We start from the raw sequence: 19,424 nt of genomic DNA, 5'->3' as shown, positions 1-19,424 counted from the left end.
CCCGAATCATCCTCCCGGTGTGGCCGGTTGCGTGGCTTCCAGGAGTTCGGCGAGTTCCACGAGGTCGGTGCCGGTGAGCCGGGGCAGGGCGCAGCCGGAGAGGGTGCGGCAGGCGTCCCGCCAGGTGGCGGGGATCGCCTCTCCGCCGCCCAGCGCGCCGGTGAGGGCGCCGGTCAGGGCGGGGGCCGAGTCGGCGACCCGGGAGAGACAGGCCGCCGCCGGTACGGCCTCCGTGATCCGGCCGTCCGCCGCGGTGGCCAGGGCCAGGGCGACCGGGACCGTTTCGGCCGCGGCGATGCCGTAGCTGTAGACGTGGTCGACGATCTGGTGTTCCAGAAGGGGGATCAGGGCGAAGGCGCTCTCGGCGTCATGGGCCAGCTTGAGGGCGTGGCGGGCGTTGCGGCCGATCTCGGTTCCCTCGGGGAGTTCGGTGAGGGCGGCGGCGGTGCAGGTGTGGATGTCGGCGCCGGTGAGGGCGAGGGAGAGGGCCGCGGCCATGGCTCTCGCACCGTGCACGCCGTCGCCGTCCTGGGTGTAGCGGGCGTCGAACTCGGCCAGGTCCGCGGCGAGTCGGGGGTCGCCGGGGTGGGCCGCGGCGAGGACGCAGGCGCGGATGCAGGCCGCGTCGTCGAAGTAGTGGGGGTTGTCGTGGCCGGTGGCGGGTGGGCGCAGGCCGGTGGCGAGGTTGCCGAGGCCCGCTCTCACCGAGATGCGGGCGCGCATCGGGAGGACGGCGGACTCGATCTCGGGGGCGCGGTTCGCCGCGGCGGCGACCTCGCTGGCGAGGGCGTTCCAGGTGAGGTCGATCGCGGCTCTCGCGCGGCGTTCTCGGCTGAGGTCGCCCAGGGCGGTGTCGTCGCCGGCGCGCAGGAGGGCCTCCGCGGCGAAGGCCGCCCATTCCGCGTCGTCCGAGGGGCCCAGGCGGAGGGGCTCGGGGGGTTGGTTCAGGGCGATGGGGACGGGGAGGGTCGTCGTCGCGTTCTGTTCGGCGAAGGTGTCGAGTTCGCGGGTCAGGCGGCGGGTCCAGTCGGGCATGCGGGCGGCGCGGTGCCTGGCGGCGGGCCAGCCTGCGGCGTCGCCCGCGGCGAGCCCGAGGAGGAGGCCTTCGATACGCCGGGGGCCCGTGGTTGGGTCGTTGACGGATGCATTCGCCCCCGCCGCCCCTACCCGTTCCCGTCCTCCAGGGGCTGCCGCCCCTTCGACCCCGCCTCCAGGGGGCTCCGCCCCCTGGACCCCCATCGGCCCTGAAGGGGCCTCGTCCTCAAACGCCGGACAGGCTGAAAGGTGTGCGCTCATCGGATCGCCCCCGGCGCTTCGTCCGCCGCCAGCGTGAACGCCGTCGGGTCCGGGGGTGGCCAGGGGGTCTCGGGCGCGGGGGCTGCTCCTCGTACCGCCTCCGTCAGCCGGTCCGCCACGTCCAGTACGTGATGGCCCGCCATCGCCGGGAGACAGCTGCCCCTCGCCGGGCCGATCGCCGCCGCCCAGTCCGCCGGGATCGCGGACGCGCCGTTCGTCGCGCCCGCCAGGGCGCCGGCCACCGCTGCCGTCGTGTCGGCGTCCCTGCCCATGTTCACGGCGGTCAGGACCGCGTCCACGAAGTCGCCGTCGGCTGCCGCGTACGCGCCGAAGGCCAGGGCGACCGCCTCGGGGGCCAGGTCGGTCCAGGGGTAGCCGCCGATCACCACGGCCGAGCGGACCGCGCGTTCGCCTCGGTGGGCGACCGCCACCGCACGGCGCAGTGATCTCGCCGTCCAGGAGTCGTCCGGGACCACCGCCAGCGCCGAGGCCACCACCGCGATCGTGGGGGCGCCCGCCATCGCCGCGGCGACGCCCGCCGCGACCGCCTGGCCGCCGTAGATGCCCTCGCCGTCGTGGCTCACCGAGCCGTCGATCGCCACCAGCCGTGCCGCCTCCGCCGGGCGCCCCGCCGCGAAGACGCCGAAGGGTGCCGCCCGCATGGCCAGGCCGTCGCTCCAGGCGTGGCGGTGCTGGGCCGAGATGGGCGCCGCAAGCCCTCTGCGGAGGTTCTCCAGGGTGCCGCGTTCGCTGAAGCCGGCGCCCCGGAACGGGCCCTCGTCCCGGTCCGCGATCCACTCGTGCCACGCCGCCTCCACATGGGACGGCGTCAGCGCCGAGCCGTGGCGGGCCAGGAGCAGCCCCGAGAAGATCGCGTACTCGGTGTCGTCCGTGCCCGCCGGGGTCTCGGCCACGTATCCCGTGATGCGGCCCCAGCGGGCCCGGATCTCCGAGGGCTTCATGTTCTCCGCAGGCGCGCCCAGGGCGTCGCCCACGGCCAGGCCCAGCAGTGCGCCGCGGGCCCGGTCGCGGAGTCCGGCGGCGTCCCCGGGGGCCGGTACGGAGGGAATGCAGGCGATGGATGCCATACGCGGCCTCTCCTACGGAGGCTCCGCACACGGCGCGGGGCCTTTGCGGATGTGTCCCACCGGCGCACGTCACCAGAGCATCAGGGGACCCAGCGTCACCCGGTCGACATCTGAGCGGGCAGCCGATCGTATGCGCATTCGACGGTAAACCCGCAGGTTAGCCCAGCCTTTCCTTGCTGGCGGGCGGGAATGGCAGCGTCTAAAGTCTGGTTGTCGATAATTAGAATCAGTCCAAACTTAGCTTTGGCTCAGCTTACTGGGGGACCCCGCATGGCCATCATCGAGACCGAGGCGCCACTGCACGAGGCGCACCGTGACAACCACACGCACCGCGATGTGAACGGGGGGTGGCTGCGGCCCGCCGTCTTCGGGGCGATGGACGGGCTCGTCTCGAACCTCGCCCTCATGACCGGTGTCGCCGGCGGAGCCGTCGGGCAGCAGGCCATCGTGCTGACGGGCCTTGCCGGGCTCGCCGCCGGCGCCTTCTCCATGGCCGCCGGTGAGTACACCTCCGTCGCCTCGCAGCGCGAGCTCGTCGAGGCCGAGCTGGATGTCGAGCGGCGCGAGCTCCGCAAGCATCCGCAGGACGAGGAGGCCGAGCTCGCGGCCCTCTACGAGGCCCGGGGTGTCGAGCCCCGGCTCGCCCGCGAGGTGGCCAGTCAGTTGTCGCGGGACCCCGAGCAGGCCCTGGAGATACACGCGCGCGAAGAGCTCGGGATCGACCCCGGGGATCTGCCCTCGCCGCTCGTCGCCGCCGTGTCCTCGTTCGGCGCGTTCGCGCTGGGGGCCCTGCTTCCCGTACTGCCTTATCTGCTGGGTGCCACCACGCTGTGGCCCGCTCTGCTGCTCGCGCTGGTCGGGCTCTTCGGCTGTGGTGCCGTGGTGGCCAAGGTGACCGCGCGGAGCTGGTGGTTCAGCGGACTGCGGCAGCTCGCGCTCGGTGGTGCCGCGGCCGGTGTGACGTACGCCCTGGGCAGTGTCTTCGGAACGGCCGTAGGATAGGTCGACTGGAACTTATGCGTTGGGCCGCATAAGTAGCCGTTACTCACTGGTTTCGAATGCTTAACCACTGGGCATGAGCCGTAAGCGCTGTGGGCAATGACGCCTGCCGTGCATCCGCGAGGTGGGCGACGCCGCTCCCCCCGCCCCCTGGGCCGATGGACACTGATCTGTCCTGTTCGGTCCCACATACTTCGAGCCACGTCCGCGACACCCGCTTCGCGACCCCGTGGCGTCCGCATGTTGGAACGGGGTATCCGGTTCCCGAGATCCGCTCCATCATGTAACCTGCACGAAATTTTGCGCACACGCAGAGGGCCAACGTCGTCCCTCGGCACGCAGATATGCCACTTGAGACGACGACGGGAGAGCCGATGCGTACGCCGCGCCAGCCGTCCCAGCACTCCGGGAATGGCCAGAAGTGGTCCTTCATGGATGCTCGCCCTGCTGCGCAGGGTATGTACGACCCCCGCAACGAAAAGGACGCCTGTGGCGTCGGTTTCGTGGCCACCCTCACCGGCGAGGCGAGCCATGCGCTGGTCGAGCAGGCGCTGACCGTTCTGCGCAACCTGGAGCACCGCGGTGCCACCGGCTCCGAGCCCGACTCGGGTGACGGCGCGGGCATCCTGACCCAGGTCCCGGACGCGTTCTTCCGCGAGGTGGCCGAGTTCGAGCTGCCCGAGGCCGGTGCGTACGCCGTCGGTATCGCCTTCCTGCCGGAGGACGGCACCGAGGACGCCATCGCGCAGATCGACGCCATCGCCGCCGAAGAGGGCCTCACCGTCCTCGGCTGGCGTGAGGTTCCCGTCGCGCCCGGACTCCTCGGCGCCACCGCGCGTTCGACGATGCCCGCCTTCCGCGAGCTCTTCGTCGCCGACGGCACCAGCGCCGGCATCGACCTCGACCGCAAGGCGTTCGTGCTGCGCAAGCGCGCCGAGCGCGAGGTCGACGTCTACTTCCCCTCGCTCTCCGCGCGCACGATCGTCTACAAGGGCATGCTGACCACCGGCCAGCTCGAACCCTTCTTCCCGGACCTGTCCGACCGCCGCTTCGCCTCGGCCATCGCGCTCGTCCACTCGCGCTTCTCCACGAACACCTTCCCGTCGTGGCCGCTCGCGCACCCCTACCGCTTCGTCGCGCACAACGGTGAGATCAACACCGTCAAGGGCAACCGCAACTGGATGGTCGCCCGCGAGTCGCAGCTCGTCTCCGACCTGTTCGGCAACGACGACAAGGCCCTCGAGCGCGTCTTCCCGGTGTGTACGCCGGACGCCTCCGACTCGGCGTCCTTCGACGAGGTGCTCGAACTGCTCCACCTCGGTGGGCGTTCGCTGCCGCACTCCGTGCTGATGATGATCCCGGAGGCGTGGGAGAACCACGACTCCATGGACCCGGCCCGGCGCGCGTTCTACCAGTTCCACGCCACGATGATGGAGCCGTGGGACGGCCCGGCCTGTGTCACCTTCACCGACGGCGTCCAGGTCGGCGCGGTGCTCGACCGCAACGGTCTGCGCCCCGGCCGCTACTGGGTCACCGACGACGGCCTCGTCGTCCTCGGCTCCGAGGTCGGCGTCCTCGACATCGACCCCGCCAAGGTCGTCCGCAAGGGCCGCCTCCAGCCCGGCCGGATGTTCCTCGTCGACACCGCCGAGCACCGCATCATCGAGGACGACGAGATCAAGGCGCAGCTCGCCGCCGAAGCCCCCTACGCGGAGTGGCTGGAGGCCGGCGAGATCGAGCTCTCCGACCTGCCCGAGCGTGAGCACATCGTGCACACCCACGCCTCGGTCACCCGGCGCCAGCAGACCTTCGGTTACACCGAGGAAGAGCTGCGCATCATCCTCGCGCCGATGGCCAAGACCGCCGGTGAGCCGCTCGGTTCGATGGGTACGGACTCGCCGATCGCCGCGCTGAGCGAGCGTCCGCGTCTCCTCTTCGACTACTTCACCCAGCTGTTCGCGCAGGTCACCAATCCGCCGCTGGACGCCATCCGCGAGGAGCTCGTCACCTCGCTGCGTTCCTCGCTGGGTCCGCAGGGCAACCTGCTGGAGCCGACCGCCGCGTCCTGCCGGACCGTCACGCTGCCCTTCCCGGTCATCGACAACGACGAGCTGGCCAAGCTCATACACATCAACGCCGACGGCGACATGCCCGGCATGAAGGCCGCGACGCTCTCCGGCCTCTACCGGGTCTCCGGCGGCGGTGACTCCCTCGCCGCACGCATCGACGAGATCTGCGCCGAGGCCGACGCCGCGATCGACAACGGCGCCCGGCTGATCGTCCTGTCCGACCGGCACTCCGACGCCGAGCACGCGCCGATCCCGTCGCTGCTGCTCACCGCGGCCGTCCACCACCACCTCATCCGCACCAAGCAGCGCACCGAGGTGGGTCTGCTGGTCGAGGCCGGTGACGTCCGCGAGGTCCACCACGTCGCCCTGCTGATCGGCTTCGGCGCCGCGGCCGTGAACCCGTACCTGGCGATGGAGTCCGTCGAGGACCTCGTCCGCGCCGGCACCTTCCTCTCCGACATCGAGCCCGAGCAGGCCATCCGCAACCTGATCTACGCGCTGGGCAAGGGCGTTCTGAAGGTCATGTCCAAGATGGGCATCTCGACCGTCGCCTCCTACCGCGGCGCCCAGGTCTTCGAGGCCGTCGGTCTCGACGCGGCCTTCGTCGAGAAGTACTTCAACGGCACGGCCACCAAGATCGGCGGCGTCGGCATCGACGTCATCGCCAAGGAGGTCGCCGCCCGGCACGCCAAGGCGTACCCGGCGTCCGGCATCGCGCCGGCTCACCGCGCCCTGGACATAGGCGGCGAGTACCAGTGGCGCCGTGAGGGCGAGCCGCACCTGTTCGACCCGGAGACGGTCTTCCGCCTCCAGCACTCGACGCGCAGCAACCGCTACGACATCTTCAAGAAGTACACGGACCGCGTGAACGAGCAGTCCGAGCGGCTGATGACGCTCCGCGGCCTGTTCGGCTTCAAGTCGGACCGCCCGTCGATCTCCGTCGACGAGGTCGAGCCGGTCTCCGAGATCGTCAAGCGCTTCTCCACCGGCGCCATGTCGTACGGCTCCATCTCCAAGGAGGCGCACGAGACCCTCGCCATCGCCATGAACCAGCTGGGCGGCAAGTCCAACACCGGTGAGGGCGGCGAGGACGCGGACCGCCTGTACGACCCGGCGCGACGGTCCAGCATCAAGCAGGTCGCCTCCGGCCGCTTCGGTGTGACCTCCGAGTACCTGGTCAACGCGGACGACATCCAGATCAAGATGGCCCAGGGCGCCAAGCCCGGCGAGGGCGGTCAGCTGCCCGGCCACAAGGTCTACCCGTGGGTCGCCAAGACGCGTCACTCGACGCCGGGCGTGGGCCTCATCTCCCCGCCGCCGCACCACGACATCTACTCCATCGAGGACCTGGCCCAGCTGATCCACGACCTGAAGAACGCGAACCCGCAGGCGCGGATCCACGTGAAGCTGGTCTCCGAGGTCGGTGTCGGCACGGTCGCCGCGGGTGTCTCCAAGGCACACGCGGACGTCGTCCTCATCTCGGGCCACGACGGCGGTACGGGCGCCTCGCCGCTGACCTCGCTCAAGCACGCCGGTGGTCCCTGGGAGCTGGGCCTCGCCGAGACCCAGCAGACGCTGCTGCTCAACGGCCTGCGCGACCGCATCGTCGTCCAGACCGACGGCCAGCTCAAGACCGGCCGTGACGTCGTCATCGCCGCGCTGCTCGGCGCCGAGGAGTTCGGTTTCGCGACCGCGCCGCTCGTCGTCTCCGGCTGCGTCATGATGCGCGTCTGCCACCTGGACACCTGCCCGGTCGGCATCGCCACCCAGAACCCGACGCTGCGCGACCGGTTCACCGGCAAGGCCGAGTACGTCGTGAACTTCTTCCAGTTCATCGCCGAAGAGGTCCGCGAGATCCTCGCCGAGCTGGGCTTCCGCTCCATCGAGGAGGCCGTCGGCCACGCCGAGACCCTCGACGTGGAGCGGGCCGTCAACCACTGGAAGGCGCAGGGCCTGGACCTGTCCCCGCTCTTCTACGTGCCCGAACTGCCCGAGGGCACCCCGCTGCACCAGGTCATCGAGCAGGACCACGGCCTGGAGAAGGCGCTCGACAACGAGCTCATCAAGCTCGCCGCCGACGCCCTGGCCGCGTCCAGCGCCACCGACGCCCAGCCGGTGCGCGCCCAGGTCGCCATCCGCAACATCAACCGCACGGTCGGCACCATGCTCGGCCACGAGGTGACGAAGAAGTTCGGCGGTGCGGGCCTGCCCGAGGACACCATCGACATCACCTTCACCGGGTCCGCGGGCCAGTCCTTCGGCGCCTTCCTGCCGCGCGGTGTCACGCTGCGCCTGGAGGGCGACGCCAACGACTACGTCGGCAAGGGCCTCTCCGGCGGCCGGGTCATCGTCCGTCCCGACCGGGGCGCCGACCACCTCGCCGAGTTCTCGACGATCGCGGGCAACACCATCGCCTACGGCGCGACCGGCGGCGAGCTGTTCCTGCGCGGTCGTTCCGGTGAGCGCTTCTGCGTCCGCAACTCCGGTGCGCTGGTGGTCTCGGAGGGCGTGGGCGACCACGGCTGCGAGTACATGACCGGCGGCCACGCGGTGGTCCTGGGCGAGACGGGCCGTAACTTCGCGGCCGGTATGTCCGGCGGCATCGCGTACGTCATCGACCTGGACCGCGACAACGTCAACGCCGGCAACGTGAACGCCGTCGAGGCGCTGGACGAGGCCGACAAGCAGTGGCTGCACGACGTGGTGCGCCGCCACGCCGAGGAGACGGGCTCCACGGTCGCCGAGAAGCTGCTCGTCGACTGGGACACCTCCGTGGAGCGCTTCAGCAAGATCATCCCCAGCACGTACAAGGCTGTGCTCGCCGCCAAGGCCGCCGCCGAGCAGGCCGGTCTCTCCGAGACCGAGATCACCGAGAAGATGATGGAGGCGGCGATCAATGGCTGACCCGAAGGGCTTCCTGAACCACGGGCGCGAGGTCGCCAAGTCCCGCCCCGTCGACGTACGCCTGAAGGACTGGAACGAGGTCTACGTCCCCGGCTCCCTGCTGCCGATCATCAGCAAGCAGGCCAGCCGCTGCATGGACTGCGGTATCCCGTTCTGTCACAACGGCTGTCCGCTCGGGAACCTCATCCCCGAGTGGAACGACTTCGCCTACCGCGAGGACTGGTCCGCCGCCTCGGAGCGTCTGCACGCGACCAACAACTTCCCGGAGTTCACCGGTCGCCTCTGCCCGGCCCCCTGCGAGTCGGCGTGTGTGCTCGGCATCAACCAGCCGGCCGTGACCATCAAGAACGTCGAGGTCTCGATCATCGACAAGGCGTGGGACAGCGGTGACGTCGAGCCGCAGGCCCCGGAGCGGCTGTCGGGCAAGACCGTCGCGGTCATCGGCTCGGGCCCCGCGGGCCTGGCCGCCGCCCAGCAGCTCACGCGGGCCGGCCACACCGTCGCCGTCTACGAGCGCGCCGACCGCGTCGGCGGCCTGCTGCGCTACGGCATCCCCGAGTTCAAGATGGAGAAGCGGCACATCAACCGCCGCATCGAGCAGATGCGCGCGGAGGGCACCCGCTTCCGTACCGGCATCGAGATCGGCCGCGACCTCAAGGCGACCGACCTGCGCAAGCGGTACGACGCCGTCGTCATCGCCGCCGGTGCGACGACCGCCCGTGACCTCCCGGTCCCCGGCCGCGAGCTCAAGGGCGTCCACCAGGCGATGGAGTACCTGCCGCTGGCCAACAAGGTGCAGGAGGGCGACTTCGTGGCGCCCCCCATCACCGCCGAGGGCAAGCACGTCGTGGTCATCGGCGGTGGCGACACCGGCGCCGACTGCGTGGGCACCGCCCACCGCCAGGGCGCGGCCTCCGTCACGCAGCTGGAGATCATGCCCCGCCCCGGAGAGGACCGGGCGCCGAACCAGCCCTGGCCGACCTTCCCGATGCTCTACAAGGTCACGTCCGCGCACGAGGAGGGCGGCGAGCGGGTCTACTCCGTCTCCACCACCCACTTCGAGGGCGACGAGGACGGCAACGTCCAGTGGCTGCACCTCAGCGAGGTCGAGTTCATCGACGGCAAGCTGACCTCCAAGCCGGGCACGGAGCGCAAGATCCCCGCCCAGCTGGTCACTCTCGCGATGGGCTTCACCGGCACCGACCGGGAGAACGGTCTGGTCGAGCAGTTCGGCCTGGAGCTCGACGAGCGCGGCAACATCGCCCGCGACGCCGACTTCCAGACCAACGTCCCCGGTGTGTACGTCGCCGGTGACGCGGGCCGCGGCCAGTCCCTCATCGTGTGGGCGATCGCGGAGGGCCGCTCGGCCGCCCGCGGCGTCGACCGCTTCCTGACCGGCGCCAGCGAACTGCCGGCCCCGATCCGTCCGACGGACCGCTCCCTGATGGTCTGACGGTTCGTCACAAGGCCCTGACCGGCCCCAGAGAACGTCCCGTACAAAGGCGTACGGAACACTGACGGCGCCTGCCTTCCCAGTCCCCGACCGGACGGAGGGCAGGCGCCGTCGCATGCTCAGGAGGCGTCGAGCCCCTCGAAATCGACCGTGGCGTCCTCGGTGTAGGCGCCCACCCGGCCCTGGAGATAGGGGCGTTCGGCGTCGGTGAAGCTCACGAGCGGCTTTCCGTCCACCTCCACGGTGAGCACCGGCCCCTTCTGTTCCACCCGCACCGAGGACCACTCGCCCACCGGGAACTGCTCGTGCCCGGTGGCCAGGAACCGCTGCCCGCCCGGATACGCGGGGTCCCGTTTGCCGAGCTCCCAGCCGTTCGGCTTGAGGGTGATGTAGTAGAAGTGCTCCGGGTCCGTGTACGCCCAGACCAGCCAGGGCACTTCCCACGGGTTCGGGTGCGGGGTGCGCAGCTGCTCGACCGTGCGCATCCGCGCCTCGAAGCCCAGGTCGTCGTAGGAGGCGGTGCTGACGACGAGCCCGGCATGGGTGGTGCCGGGGTCCTCGGCGGGCATCGGGGACAGCGACAGCGAGTCGTCGTCGCCGGTGTTGGTGCCGTGGCCGTTGAACACCGAGGTCCAGCGGCCGTGGGTGGAGCCGTCGGACCAGGGGGCGGTCTGCCGTGGCTCGGGGTCCGCGCCGCACTGGCTCACCATGACGGACAGTCCGATCGCGAGCGTGAGGGCCAGTGCGACTCCGGCCAGGATGCGGCTCCTGCGCCCCGGTCCCGACGGAAGCTCCGGCGCGGACCCCGGTGGACGCGCCGGCGGAGGCCCGGACCGGGGCCCGGACCGAAGCCCCGTCCGAAGTCCCCGCGGAATCAGGGCGATCCGTCGGCGCGAGCGCAGGAGTGACGGCGTCATGCCGTCGAGTATGGCCCGGATGCCGTCAGGCCGACCGGGACATCGGCGGCGAAGTCCTCGGCCAGTTGGTCCAGGATCCGGCGCGCGGCCCGGCCGTCGCCGAACGGATTGCCCGCGCTCGCCATCCGCCGGTACTCCACCGGATCGTCGAGGAGCTTCTCCGCCCAGGCCACGATGGTCTCCGGGTCCGTGCCGACCAGCCGGGCCGATCCGGCCTCGACCGCCTCGGGCCGCTCGGTGGTCGTCCGCAGCACGAGCGAGGGCTTGCTGAGACTGGGGGCCTCCTCCTGGATGCCGCCGGAGTCGGTGAGGACGAGGTCGCACTCGGCCAGGGTCGCCGCGAAGTCCAGATAGCCGAGCGGCTCGACGAGGGAGACGCCCTGGTGACCGTCGAGTTCGGGCAGCAGCACCTCCCGCACGGCCGGGCTCTTGTGCAGCGGCAGCACGATCTCCACGTCCCCTCGCCGGGCGAGCCGGGCCAGCGCCCGTCCCATGCCGCGCATCCGTTCGCCCTGGTTCTCGCGGCGGTGCAGGGTGACCAGGATCCGCTTGGGGCCCGTGGTGCGGAACGCGGAGGCTCCGGTGCCCTCGGCGAGCACCCACAGCAGGTTGTCGATCACCGTGTTGCCGGTGGTGAACACCTGCTCCTCGGAGACACCTTCGTCGGTCAGATGCCGGGCCGCGGCCGGGGTGGGGGCGAAGTGCCAGCGGGCGATACGGCCGATGAGGCTGCGGTTGAGCTCCTCCGGGAAGGGGTTGTCGATGACGCCGGTGCGCAGTCCGGCCTCCACATGGGCGACCGGGATCTTCTCGTAGAAGGCGGCCAGGGCACCGGCCAGCGCGGTCGTGGTGTCCCCCTGCACCACGACCAGGTCGGGCCGTTGCTCCCGCATGGCCCCGCCGAGTTCCCCGACCAGCCGGGCGGTGAGGTCGGACAACTGCTGCCGGCTGCGCATCACGTCCAGCGCGATGCGTACGTCGACGCACAGCATGCCGAGCATCTGGTGGAGCATCTCGCGGTGCTGGCCGGTGGTGACGACGATCGGTTCGAACTGCGGGCTCGCGGCCATCGCCCGCGCCACGGGCGCCAGTTTGATGGCTTCGGGCCGGGTGCCGAGCACGAGCAGGGCGCGTACGGGCATGACAGACGAAGGTGTGGACATGGGTGCCCCCCTTGGGCATGCGTGATCGGCGCAGCGACCACGTCGAGGGTGATGAGAGAGGTACGACGAGCAGGAGACGAGGACCCGCGCGGGGATCGGGCGCGGCCTGAATGTCCTCAGGTGCGTGCGGTCTTCAGCCAGCCCCGCTGGCCGGTGAGCATCCGCCAGAATCCCCACCAGCCGGCGAAGAACCAGATGTAGCCGTAGAAGACGAAGACATGCGCGAGCAGGACCGAGCGCACCAGGCCCAGTTCCCGCTCACGCTTGGCATAGATGAAGCCGTACGCGTAGGCGGCGGTGAACGAGAGCAGATACGGGCCGAGCAGCCACATGGGTGAGACGAGCGACTGTCCCGCCTGGACGGAGGCCACGGTGGTGGCGCCGACGGCGACGAGGAAGGACAGCGGCAGCAGCGAGGTGAGCAGGATGAGCACCGGGCTGGAGAGGTGGTAGAGCAGGTCGAGTGCGGCACGGGTCGGGACGTCCCGGAGGATGAGCGGGACGAGGTTGGCCGACTGCAGGTGGCCCTGGAACCAGCGGGACCGCTGGCGGATCAGGCGCCGCAGGCTGAGCACGGCCTGCTGGGAGACCGCGGCGGTGGTGCAGTGCTGGTTGGTCCAGCCCTTGGCGATCAGCCGCACCCCGAGGTCGAGGTCCTCGGTGAGGCTGTCGCTCCAAGGTCCTTCCCCGTCCAGGGTGTCGAGCGCCGACAGCCGCATGAACTGCCCGTTGCCGCCCATGCCCACGCTGCCGATGGAGCGGCGTGCGCTCTGGAAGACGTCGCCGTAGACCACGAACTCCATGTCCTGCATGCGGGCGAGCAGCCCGAGATCCCGGTTGTACATACGGACGCAGATCTGGACCGCGCCCGTTCTCGGGTTGTCGAAATACGGGTCGACCGACTGCACGACATGCGGGTCCAGCCGTCCGTCCGCGTCGACCACGCACAGGACCACGTCCGCCGGGTCGTGACCGGCGAGCAGACCGGATTCCCGCAGGTGACGTACGCCGTCGTTGAGTGCGGCGCCTTTGCCTTTACGGGCATTCGGCGGAGTGCGCCGGTGCAGTCGGACCACGGCCGGATCGGCGGCCAGCGCGATCTGTGAGGTGCGGTCGTCCGAACCGTCATCGATCACCAGTGCCATAAAATTCCGAGCAGGCAGCGAAGTGATCCGCGACAGGCTTTCGGAAAGCACTTTCTCCTCGTTGAGGCAGGCCAGAAGAAATACATAGAACCGGTCTCTCCGGTCTGTTCGAGACCGGCGAATTCTGCGCCTCGACAGCATAAAGAGGCTGGTGTTGTAGCAGCCGGCCATAATGATCAAAGTGATGCTCGACCACAGGAGCAGCTCAGTGATCATGGCTGCTCCCGGCGGTGGCCTGCGCTTTTCGTGCCTGGTGGCGCAGCCGTGTCCGGGCCAGCAGTATCAGGCAGGCGGTCAGGCAATAGAGCAGGAATCCGGCTCCGGCCGTTGCCTGTAAGGCTTTGGCCAAAGGTAGCCCTGGCACGGCTTCTGGCGCGGCCATCGCCCCTGCCAGAGGCAGCAGAGCCCCCAGGGCGGGTCGTCCGTACATTGTCCCCCCACACATTTCACAGCGCGTCCCCATCGCGCGAAGGTGAACGTAGCAGACGTCGGGGGTGGCTCAGAGGGTTAATCAGAAAAAGGACATGTCCGATCTTCCGGTGTCGTCTCCTGGTACTGCAGGAATTCACCCTTCAAGTCATTGACACTCCTCGTGGCGGTCATAAGAATCGGTGACTTCCTATTGTGAAAAACCTTTGCCAAGGATTGGCAAAGTGGGGGGAATGACCGTGAGACCAGTGATCCGTACCCGGAGACGACGAATTCCGAAGTTCTCCGTGCTCCTGCTGCTCGTCGCCGCCCTGCTCAGCGGCACTTTCCTGGCCGCGGGCGCCCAGGCCGCCCCGGGCGGGGACCGGCCCGGCCGCGAGAACGTCGGCGGCACATCCGGACTGAGCCGCGTCGATCTCAAGAGCTGGGCGAAGTCCCAGCTCAAGGCCGACCGGGCACGCCACACGAAACAGCGCCAGAAGCCCTCGGCGACCACCCTGTCGACCGCGACCGCCTTCCCGGTCCGGACCGCCACCGCCGTGACCCGGCAGGCCGCGCTGCTGCAGGCCGCCGACGTCGCCGCCGCGGCCGACCCGACCACCCTCGTCCTCTACGACACCGCGGGCCCCTACGGGCAGTTGGGCGAGCTGTACGCCATGGCCGCGGCCAACCTGGCGGGCCACTTCGGCACCGTGACCGCCAAGCCCGTCCAGCAGTACACGGCTGGCATGGTCAACTCGTACACGGCCGTGGTCTACATCGGCTCGACCTACTACTGCTGCGACACCCCGGACGCCATCCCGGCCGCCTTCTACCAGGACGCCTCCACCACGACCAAGCCCGTGATCTGGATGGGTGCCAACATCTGGAACATGGCCAACTCCGTGGGCGTAGCCCAGTTCACGCAGAAGTACGGCTGGGACCCGACGACGTCGTACTACGAGGACGGTGGTTCGATCGGCACCGTGACACAGGTGACGTACAAGACCCGGGCCCTCACCCGGAAGATCCCGGCGGGCCAGGACGGCGGAGTGCTGCGCCCCAACGTCCTCACCGGACCGGGCTATCCCGCCGTCACCAGGGTCGCGGAGGGACTGGACACCTCCAACGCCCACACCTTCGGATGGGCCGTGCGGTCGTCCAACCTGACCTACATCGGTGAGATCCCGTTCGCGTACGTCTCCGAGAGCGACCGGATCATCGTCCTGGAGGACCTCCTCTTCGACGCCCTCGCGCCGGCCACCACCGAACGGCACCGCGCGCTCCTGCGCCTGGAGGACATCAGCCCCGACTCGGAACCCGCCGAACTACGGGCGATGGCCGATCTGTTGAAGGCGGAGAACATCGCCTACGGCATCAACGTGATCCCCGTCTACACCGACCCCAACGGCACCTACAACAACGGGGTCCCCGAGACGGTCACCCTCGCCCAGCGGCCGCAGGTGGTCAGCGCCCTGAAGTACATGCTGGCCCGGGGCGCGGTCCTCATGAACCACGGCTACACCCACCAGTACGGCACCGTCGCCAACCCCTACAACGGCGTCACCGGCGACGACTTCGAGTTCTACCGGGCCCACGTCGACGCCTCCGACAACGTCGTCTACGACGGCCCGGTCGCCGGGGACTCCACCGCCTGGGCACAGGGCCGGGTGACCAGCGCGCTCGCCGCGTTCACCGCCGCCGGGCTGCCGAAGCCGACGCTGTGGACCACCCCGCACTACGCGGCATCGGCCACCGACTACCGGGTGTTCGGCGCCAACTACGCGGCCCGCCTGGAGCGTTCGCTGTACTTCTCCGGAACGCTCAGCGGCAACTCCGCCGGACCCAACGTGTTCATCGGCCAGTTCTTCCCGTACGTGGTGCGGGACGTGTACGGCACCAAGGTGCTGCCCGAGAACATCGGCAACTACGAGCCGGACGCCTACAACAACCATCCGCCACGGCTGCCGGCCGACCTCATCGCCTCGGCCAGGGCCAACCTGGCCGTCCGGGACGGGTTCGCCAGCTTCTTCTACCACCCGTACTTCCCGACCCAGCCGCTCAAGGAGACGATCGACGGCATCGAGGCCCTCGGCTACACCTTCGTCAGCCCGACGAGCCTGTGAGGACACCGCTCATGAAGAGGAGGGCCGTCGCCGCTGCCGCGGTGGCGGTCCTCCTCGCCGCCGGCTGTACGACCACGAAGCCCTCCGGCGGCTCCCGTGGCAAGAAAGCGACCTCGACGATGCGCGGCATCACCCTGCCGTCCTGGTACCGCACCGACTACGACAGCCCCGCCGCCGACCGCTATCTGCGGGACATCCGGGCGACCGGGGCCCGCTGGGTCACCTTCACCCCGACCTGGTACCAGCAGCGGCGCACCGACACGGTCATGCGCCCCACCGAGGAGACCGCCAGCGACGCGAGCCTGGAACGGATCGTGCGCCGTGCCCACGCGGCCGGCCTCAAGGTGATGATCAAGCCGCATGTGGACCTGCCCGGCGACAAAGACCGCGCCGAGATCCGCCCCCGCGACAGCTCCGCCTGGTTCACCGCCTACCGCCGTTTCCTCACCCACTACGCCGGCATCGCGGCCGACACGGGCGCCGAACGGCTCGCGGTGGGCACCGAACTCGCCGGGGTCTCCGGCGACACCGAGGCCTGGACCAGGGTCGTCGACACCGTCCGCGACCACTACGACGGCTCTTTGACCTACGCCGCCAACTACGACGAGTACCGCAAGATCCGCTTCTGGAAGGAGCTCGACCTCATCGGCATCGACGCCTACTGGCCGCTGTCCGGCAGACCCACCGAGGACACCGCCCGCCTGCGCCGCGCCTGGCAGCCGATCGCCGAGGAACTCGCCGCGTTCGCCCGGCGCCAGGACCGGCGGATCCTGTTCACCGAGGCCGGCTACGTCAGCCAGCGCGGCTCCACCACCGCACCGTACGCCTGGGACCTCAGCGACCGTGACGGGGACGCCGAACAGGCCGCCGCCTACCGGGCGTTGCTGGAGACGTTCACCGGCCGCGACTGGTGGGCCGGGGTCTGCTGGTGGATGTGGGACGACTGGCCGGACAGCGGCGAGACCCCCGCGAAGCTGGCGTACACCCCGCACGGCAAACCGGCGGAGCGGGTACTGCGGGAGACGTGGGGCGCCTCCCGGGACGTCCCCGAGGAGACCTCCTCCTAAGGCACCTTGAAGGTCTCCCCGTACACCTGCCACGTCAGCGGTGTGTCCAGGTCCAGCTTCCCGTCGTACAGGAACCGCCGTTGCGCGGTGTCGACGCGGGAGGTGTCGATGTCCCCGTGCCGGGTGCGCATGGCCTGCTCGCGGATGTCGAGGAAGATGTCGAGGTAGGCCTTCTCGGAGCCGCCCTCGGAGGGCGGGTCGGCCTCGTGGATCGCGCGTTCGCGCAGGCCGTAGAAGCTGGTGGCGTTGGTGCCGGGACCGTGGAAGACCATGGCGTCGTAGTAGACGAACTGGCCCAGCGTCCCCAGTCCGTCCAGCTTGGCGAGGCGGACCGCGGGGTCGAAGTAGACGCGGTCGCGTTCCTGGTCCTGGGCCTGGCGGAAGGCCGCCACCTCGGCCTCCGCCTTCCAGGCCTTCGTGAAGCCGGGGTCCAGGCCCTCGTGGGAGTCCGTGCCGTCGACCTCGCGCAGGGCGGGCAGATAGCGGGCCAGACCGTTGTCCGGGTGGGCCTTCGTGTAGCGCTCGACCAGGGTGAGCAGGTCGTGGGTCCCGGTGCAGAAGCCGATGATGCCGGCCGTGTAGCCCTGGCCGTCCCCGATGTCCTCGATGTAGCCGTAGGCGGAGCGCCAGTCGAGGGTGGAGTTCTCGGCGCTCGCCACGATCTGCTGGGCCAGCTCCTTCTTGGCGGGTGCGGACAGCCCGGGGGGCAGGGCGGCGATCGCCTCGTCGTCCGCCGCCTGTTCGTCCTCGGCCCGGCTCTTGGCCTCCTCGAGCGCCCGCTGCGAGGCGGACACCGACGGCTTTCCCTGGGTGTCGGCGGAGTCCGTGGGGGCGAGCAGGTAGGCCGCCGCCGTGATGACGACGGGTACGGCCGCGAACAGCACAAGGGTCCTTGCTCGTTTCACCGGGTCAGCTCCGAGACTTTCACGATCGACAGGACCATGAGCAGCGCCAGCAGCGCCACACAGGCGACCGTCTGGATCAGCCCGCGCCGTGGCCCGCGGGGAGCATACGCGTACGCCAGCGTCACGGCGCCGCCCGTGAGCAGGCCGCCGAGGTGGCCCTCCCACGAGGTGAAGGCCGCGGAGGCCGCGAGCCACACGAGCAGGAAGACCATGAGGCGGTTGACCGCCCCCATGTCCGCGCCCACGCGGCGGGCCAGGACGTAGTACGCCGCCCCCAGGCCGAAGATCGCCCCCGAGGCGCCCACGGCACCCTCTCCCGGGGCGGCGATCAGCAGCACCGCGACCGAACCGCCGACCGTCGACAGCAGGTACAGCGCCAGATAGCGGACCCGGCCCAGCATCGGCTCCACGACCCGGCCGAGCTGCCACAGCGACCACATGTTCATCACGATGTGCATCAGGCCGAACGTTCCCTCGGTCGGCTCCAGGTGCAGGAAGCCGCTGGTCAGCAGCCGCTCCCACTGCCCTGCCACCACGCCCTCCGCGTGGAAGTCCGACGGGTAGGAGGACTGGTAGACGTAGTGGCCGCCGTCCGGGCCCACCAGAGCGGCGGTCAGCATCGCGAAGCGGTCCACGATCTCCGGGCGGATCACCTCGCCGAGGTACACCAGGGCATTGAGCCCGATCAGGACGTACGTCACCAGCGGCACCGCCGACACCCGCCCGCCGACGACCGTCCGGGCCTGGCGGACGGACCGCGCGCCCTCCTTCACGCACTCCACGCACTGGTGGCCGACGGCCGCCTCGCGCATGCAGTCCGGGCAGATGTACCGCTCACAGCGGGTGCAGCGGACATGGGACTCCACCTGGGGATGGCGGTAACAGGTGGTGACGGCGGACTCGGGTTCCACAGCCGGCTCCTAGGGGCGAGGGACGATCGATGAGCCGGTTGGTGCGGCGGCGAACAAAATAGCGAACGCCTGGGGACAGGGCGAGCGGCGGGCCTCCCGTGACGTACGCTCGGCACGTTCAAAAGGGCGGCAAGGGGGAGCTCGGATGTCCGCGATCAGTCTCACCAAGGTGGAGGAGACCGCGCCCGCGCTGGTCAGCCTCTACAAGAGCGCAGGGGTCTCGCTGCGCAAGCACGGCCTGGACGGGCTGCGGGCCGCGGTCTACCTCGTCGTCGACTACTCCGGGTCCATGAAGCCGTACTACAAGGACGGCAGTGTGCAGGCGCTCGCCGACCGGGTGCTGGGACTGTCCGCCCACCTCGACGACGACGGCACCGTGCCGGTGGTGTTCTTCTCCACCGAGGTCGACGCCGAGACCGAGATCGCGCTCGCCGACCACCAGGGGCGGATCGAACGGATCGTGGCCGGGCTCGGGCACATGGGCAAGACCAGCTACCACCTGGCCATGGACGCGGTCATCGACCACTACCTCGACAGCGGCTCGCGGGCACCCGCCCTCGTCGTCTTCCAGACCGACGGCGGCCCGATCAACAAGCTCGCCGCCGAACGGTACCTGTGCAAGGCCGCGAAGCTCCCGCTGTTCTGGCAGTTCATCGGGTTCGGGGACGCCAGCAGCAAGCAGTTCGACTATCTGCGCAAGCTCGACGACCTGTCCGTCCCGGACAAGCGGGTCGTCGACAACGCCGGGTTCTTCCATGCCGGTGCGGAGCCGCGGAAGGTGTCCGACACCGAGCTGTACGACCAGATCGTCGGGGAGTTCCCGAAGTGGCTGGTGGCCGCGCGAGCGCAGGGGATCATCGCGCCGGGCGCCTGAACCGGACGCCGTCCGGGGCGAGTTCGCGGGAGTCCCTCGTGCGCTCGCCGTTGGCTCAGCCGCGTCGTCGTGCCACTCTGAAAGGTGCTCCGACGAGAG

Annotated in this window: 13 protein-coding genes; 6 read left to right on the top strand and 7 right to left on the bottom strand. The window is 70.0% G+C overall.

Annotated elements, in window-relative coordinates; all coding sequences use genetic code 11:
* Positions 1–6: 6 nt before the first annotated feature.
* Both OG381_RS14555 and OG381_RS14550 read right to left on the bottom strand, forming a co-directional pair.
* Entirely contained in the window at positions 7–1,239 is a 1,233-nt protein-coding gene (locus OG381_RS14555) for an ADP-ribosylglycohydrolase family protein (protein ID WP_443061894.1), read from the bottom strand.
* 53 nt (positions 1,240–1,292) lie between these two features.
* Positions 1,293–2,384, bottom strand: coding sequence for an ADP-ribosylglycohydrolase family protein (locus OG381_RS14550; RefSeq protein WP_327716531.1), 1,092 nt, complete (start codon positions 2,382–2,384; stop codon positions 1,293–1,295).
* A 270-nt stretch (positions 2,385–2,654) separates the two neighbouring features.
* Between OG381_RS14550 and OG381_RS14545 the strand changes: the two genes are divergently transcribed.
* From OG381_RS14545 to OG381_RS14535, 3 genes are all read left to right on the top strand, one after another.
* Positions 2,655–3,386, top strand: a complete 732-nt coding sequence (locus OG381_RS14545) for a VIT1/CCC1 transporter family protein (RefSeq protein WP_327716530.1) — start codon at positions 2,655–2,657, stop codon at positions 3,384–3,386.
* A 371-nt stretch (positions 3,387–3,757) separates the two neighbouring features.
* Positions 3,758–8,356 (top strand): glutamate synthase large subunit, encoded by a 4,599-nt coding sequence (gene gltB, locus OG381_RS14540; protein WP_327716529.1) that lies wholly within the window; start codon positions 3,758–3,760, stop codon positions 8,354–8,356.
* A complete protein-coding gene (locus tag OG381_RS14535) occupies positions 8,349–9,809 on the top strand; it encodes a glutamate synthase subunit beta (protein ID WP_307032080.1) in 1,461 nt (486 codons plus the stop codon). Before gltB ends, OG381_RS14535 begins: the two co-directional genes overlap by 8 nt.
* A 119-nt stretch (positions 9,810–9,928) precedes the next feature.
* Here OG381_RS14535 and OG381_RS14530 read toward each other — a convergent pair whose 3' ends face one another.
* From OG381_RS14530 to OG381_RS14520, 3 genes are all read right to left on the bottom strand, one after another.
* Positions 9,929–10,519 (bottom strand): family 16 glycoside hydrolase, encoded by a 591-nt coding sequence (locus OG381_RS14530; protein WP_327716528.1) that lies wholly within the window; start codon positions 10,517–10,519, stop codon positions 9,929–9,931.
* A gap of 203 nt (positions 10,520–10,722) precedes the next feature.
* Positions 10,723–11,889, bottom strand: a complete 1,167-nt coding sequence (gene wecB, locus OG381_RS14525) for a non-hydrolyzing UDP-N-acetylglucosamine 2-epimerase (RefSeq protein WP_327716527.1) — start codon at positions 11,887–11,889, stop codon at positions 10,723–10,725.
* Between the two features lie 116 nt (positions 11,890–12,005).
* Positions 12,006–13,175 carry a glycosyltransferase family 2 protein gene (locus tag OG381_RS14520; RefSeq protein ID WP_327722461.1) on the bottom strand — a complete coding sequence of 390 codons (1,170 nt, stop codon included), beginning with the start codon at positions 13,173–13,175 and terminating at the stop codon, positions 12,006–12,008.
* A gap of 521 nt (positions 13,176–13,696) precedes the next feature.
* Here OG381_RS14520 and OG381_RS14515 point away from each other — a divergent pair.
* Together OG381_RS14515 and OG381_RS14510 are read left to right on the top strand one after the other, a co-directional pair.
* Positions 13,697–15,568, top strand: coding sequence for a polysaccharide deacetylase family protein (locus OG381_RS14515; protein WP_327716526.1), 1,872 nt, complete (start codon positions 13,697–13,699; stop codon positions 15,566–15,568).
* A gap of 11 nt (positions 15,569–15,579) precedes the next feature.
* Positions 15,580–16,635 carry a glycoside hydrolase family 113 gene (locus OG381_RS14510; protein ID WP_327716525.1) on the top strand — a complete coding sequence of 352 codons (1,056 nt, stop codon included), beginning with the start codon at positions 15,580–15,582 and terminating at the stop codon, positions 16,633–16,635.
* On the opposite strand, the gene OG381_RS14505 is transcribed toward OG381_RS14510, so the two are convergent.
* Entirely contained in the window at positions 16,632–17,540 is a 909-nt protein-coding gene (locus OG381_RS14505) for a chitosanase (RefSeq protein ID WP_327716524.1), read from the bottom strand. The genes OG381_RS14510 and OG381_RS14505 overlap by 4 nt on opposite strands.
* Positions 17,537–18,451 carry a rhomboid family intramembrane serine protease gene (locus tag OG381_RS14500; RefSeq protein ID WP_327716522.1) on the bottom strand — a complete coding sequence of 305 codons (915 nt, stop codon included), beginning with the start codon at positions 18,449–18,451 and terminating at the stop codon, positions 17,537–17,539. Before OG381_RS14500 ends, OG381_RS14505 begins: the two co-directional genes overlap by 4 nt.
* 145 nt (positions 18,452–18,596) lie before the next feature.
* Between OG381_RS14500 and OG381_RS14495 the strand changes: the two genes are divergently transcribed.
* A complete protein-coding gene (locus OG381_RS14495; protein ID WP_327716520.1) occupies positions 18,597–19,325 on the top strand; it encodes a vWA domain-containing protein in 729 nt (242 codons plus the stop codon).
* Positions 19,326–19,424: the final 99 nt, after the last annotated feature.

Source organism: Streptomyces sp. NBC_00490 (genome assembly GCF_036013645.1).
In the GTDB taxonomy this organism is placed as follows: Bacteria; Actinomycetota; Actinomycetes; order Streptomycetales; family Streptomycetaceae; genus Streptomyces; species Streptomyces canus_F.
Note: the sequence above shows the minus strand (reverse complement) of the source record. Positions and strands in the feature narration are given on the sequence as shown.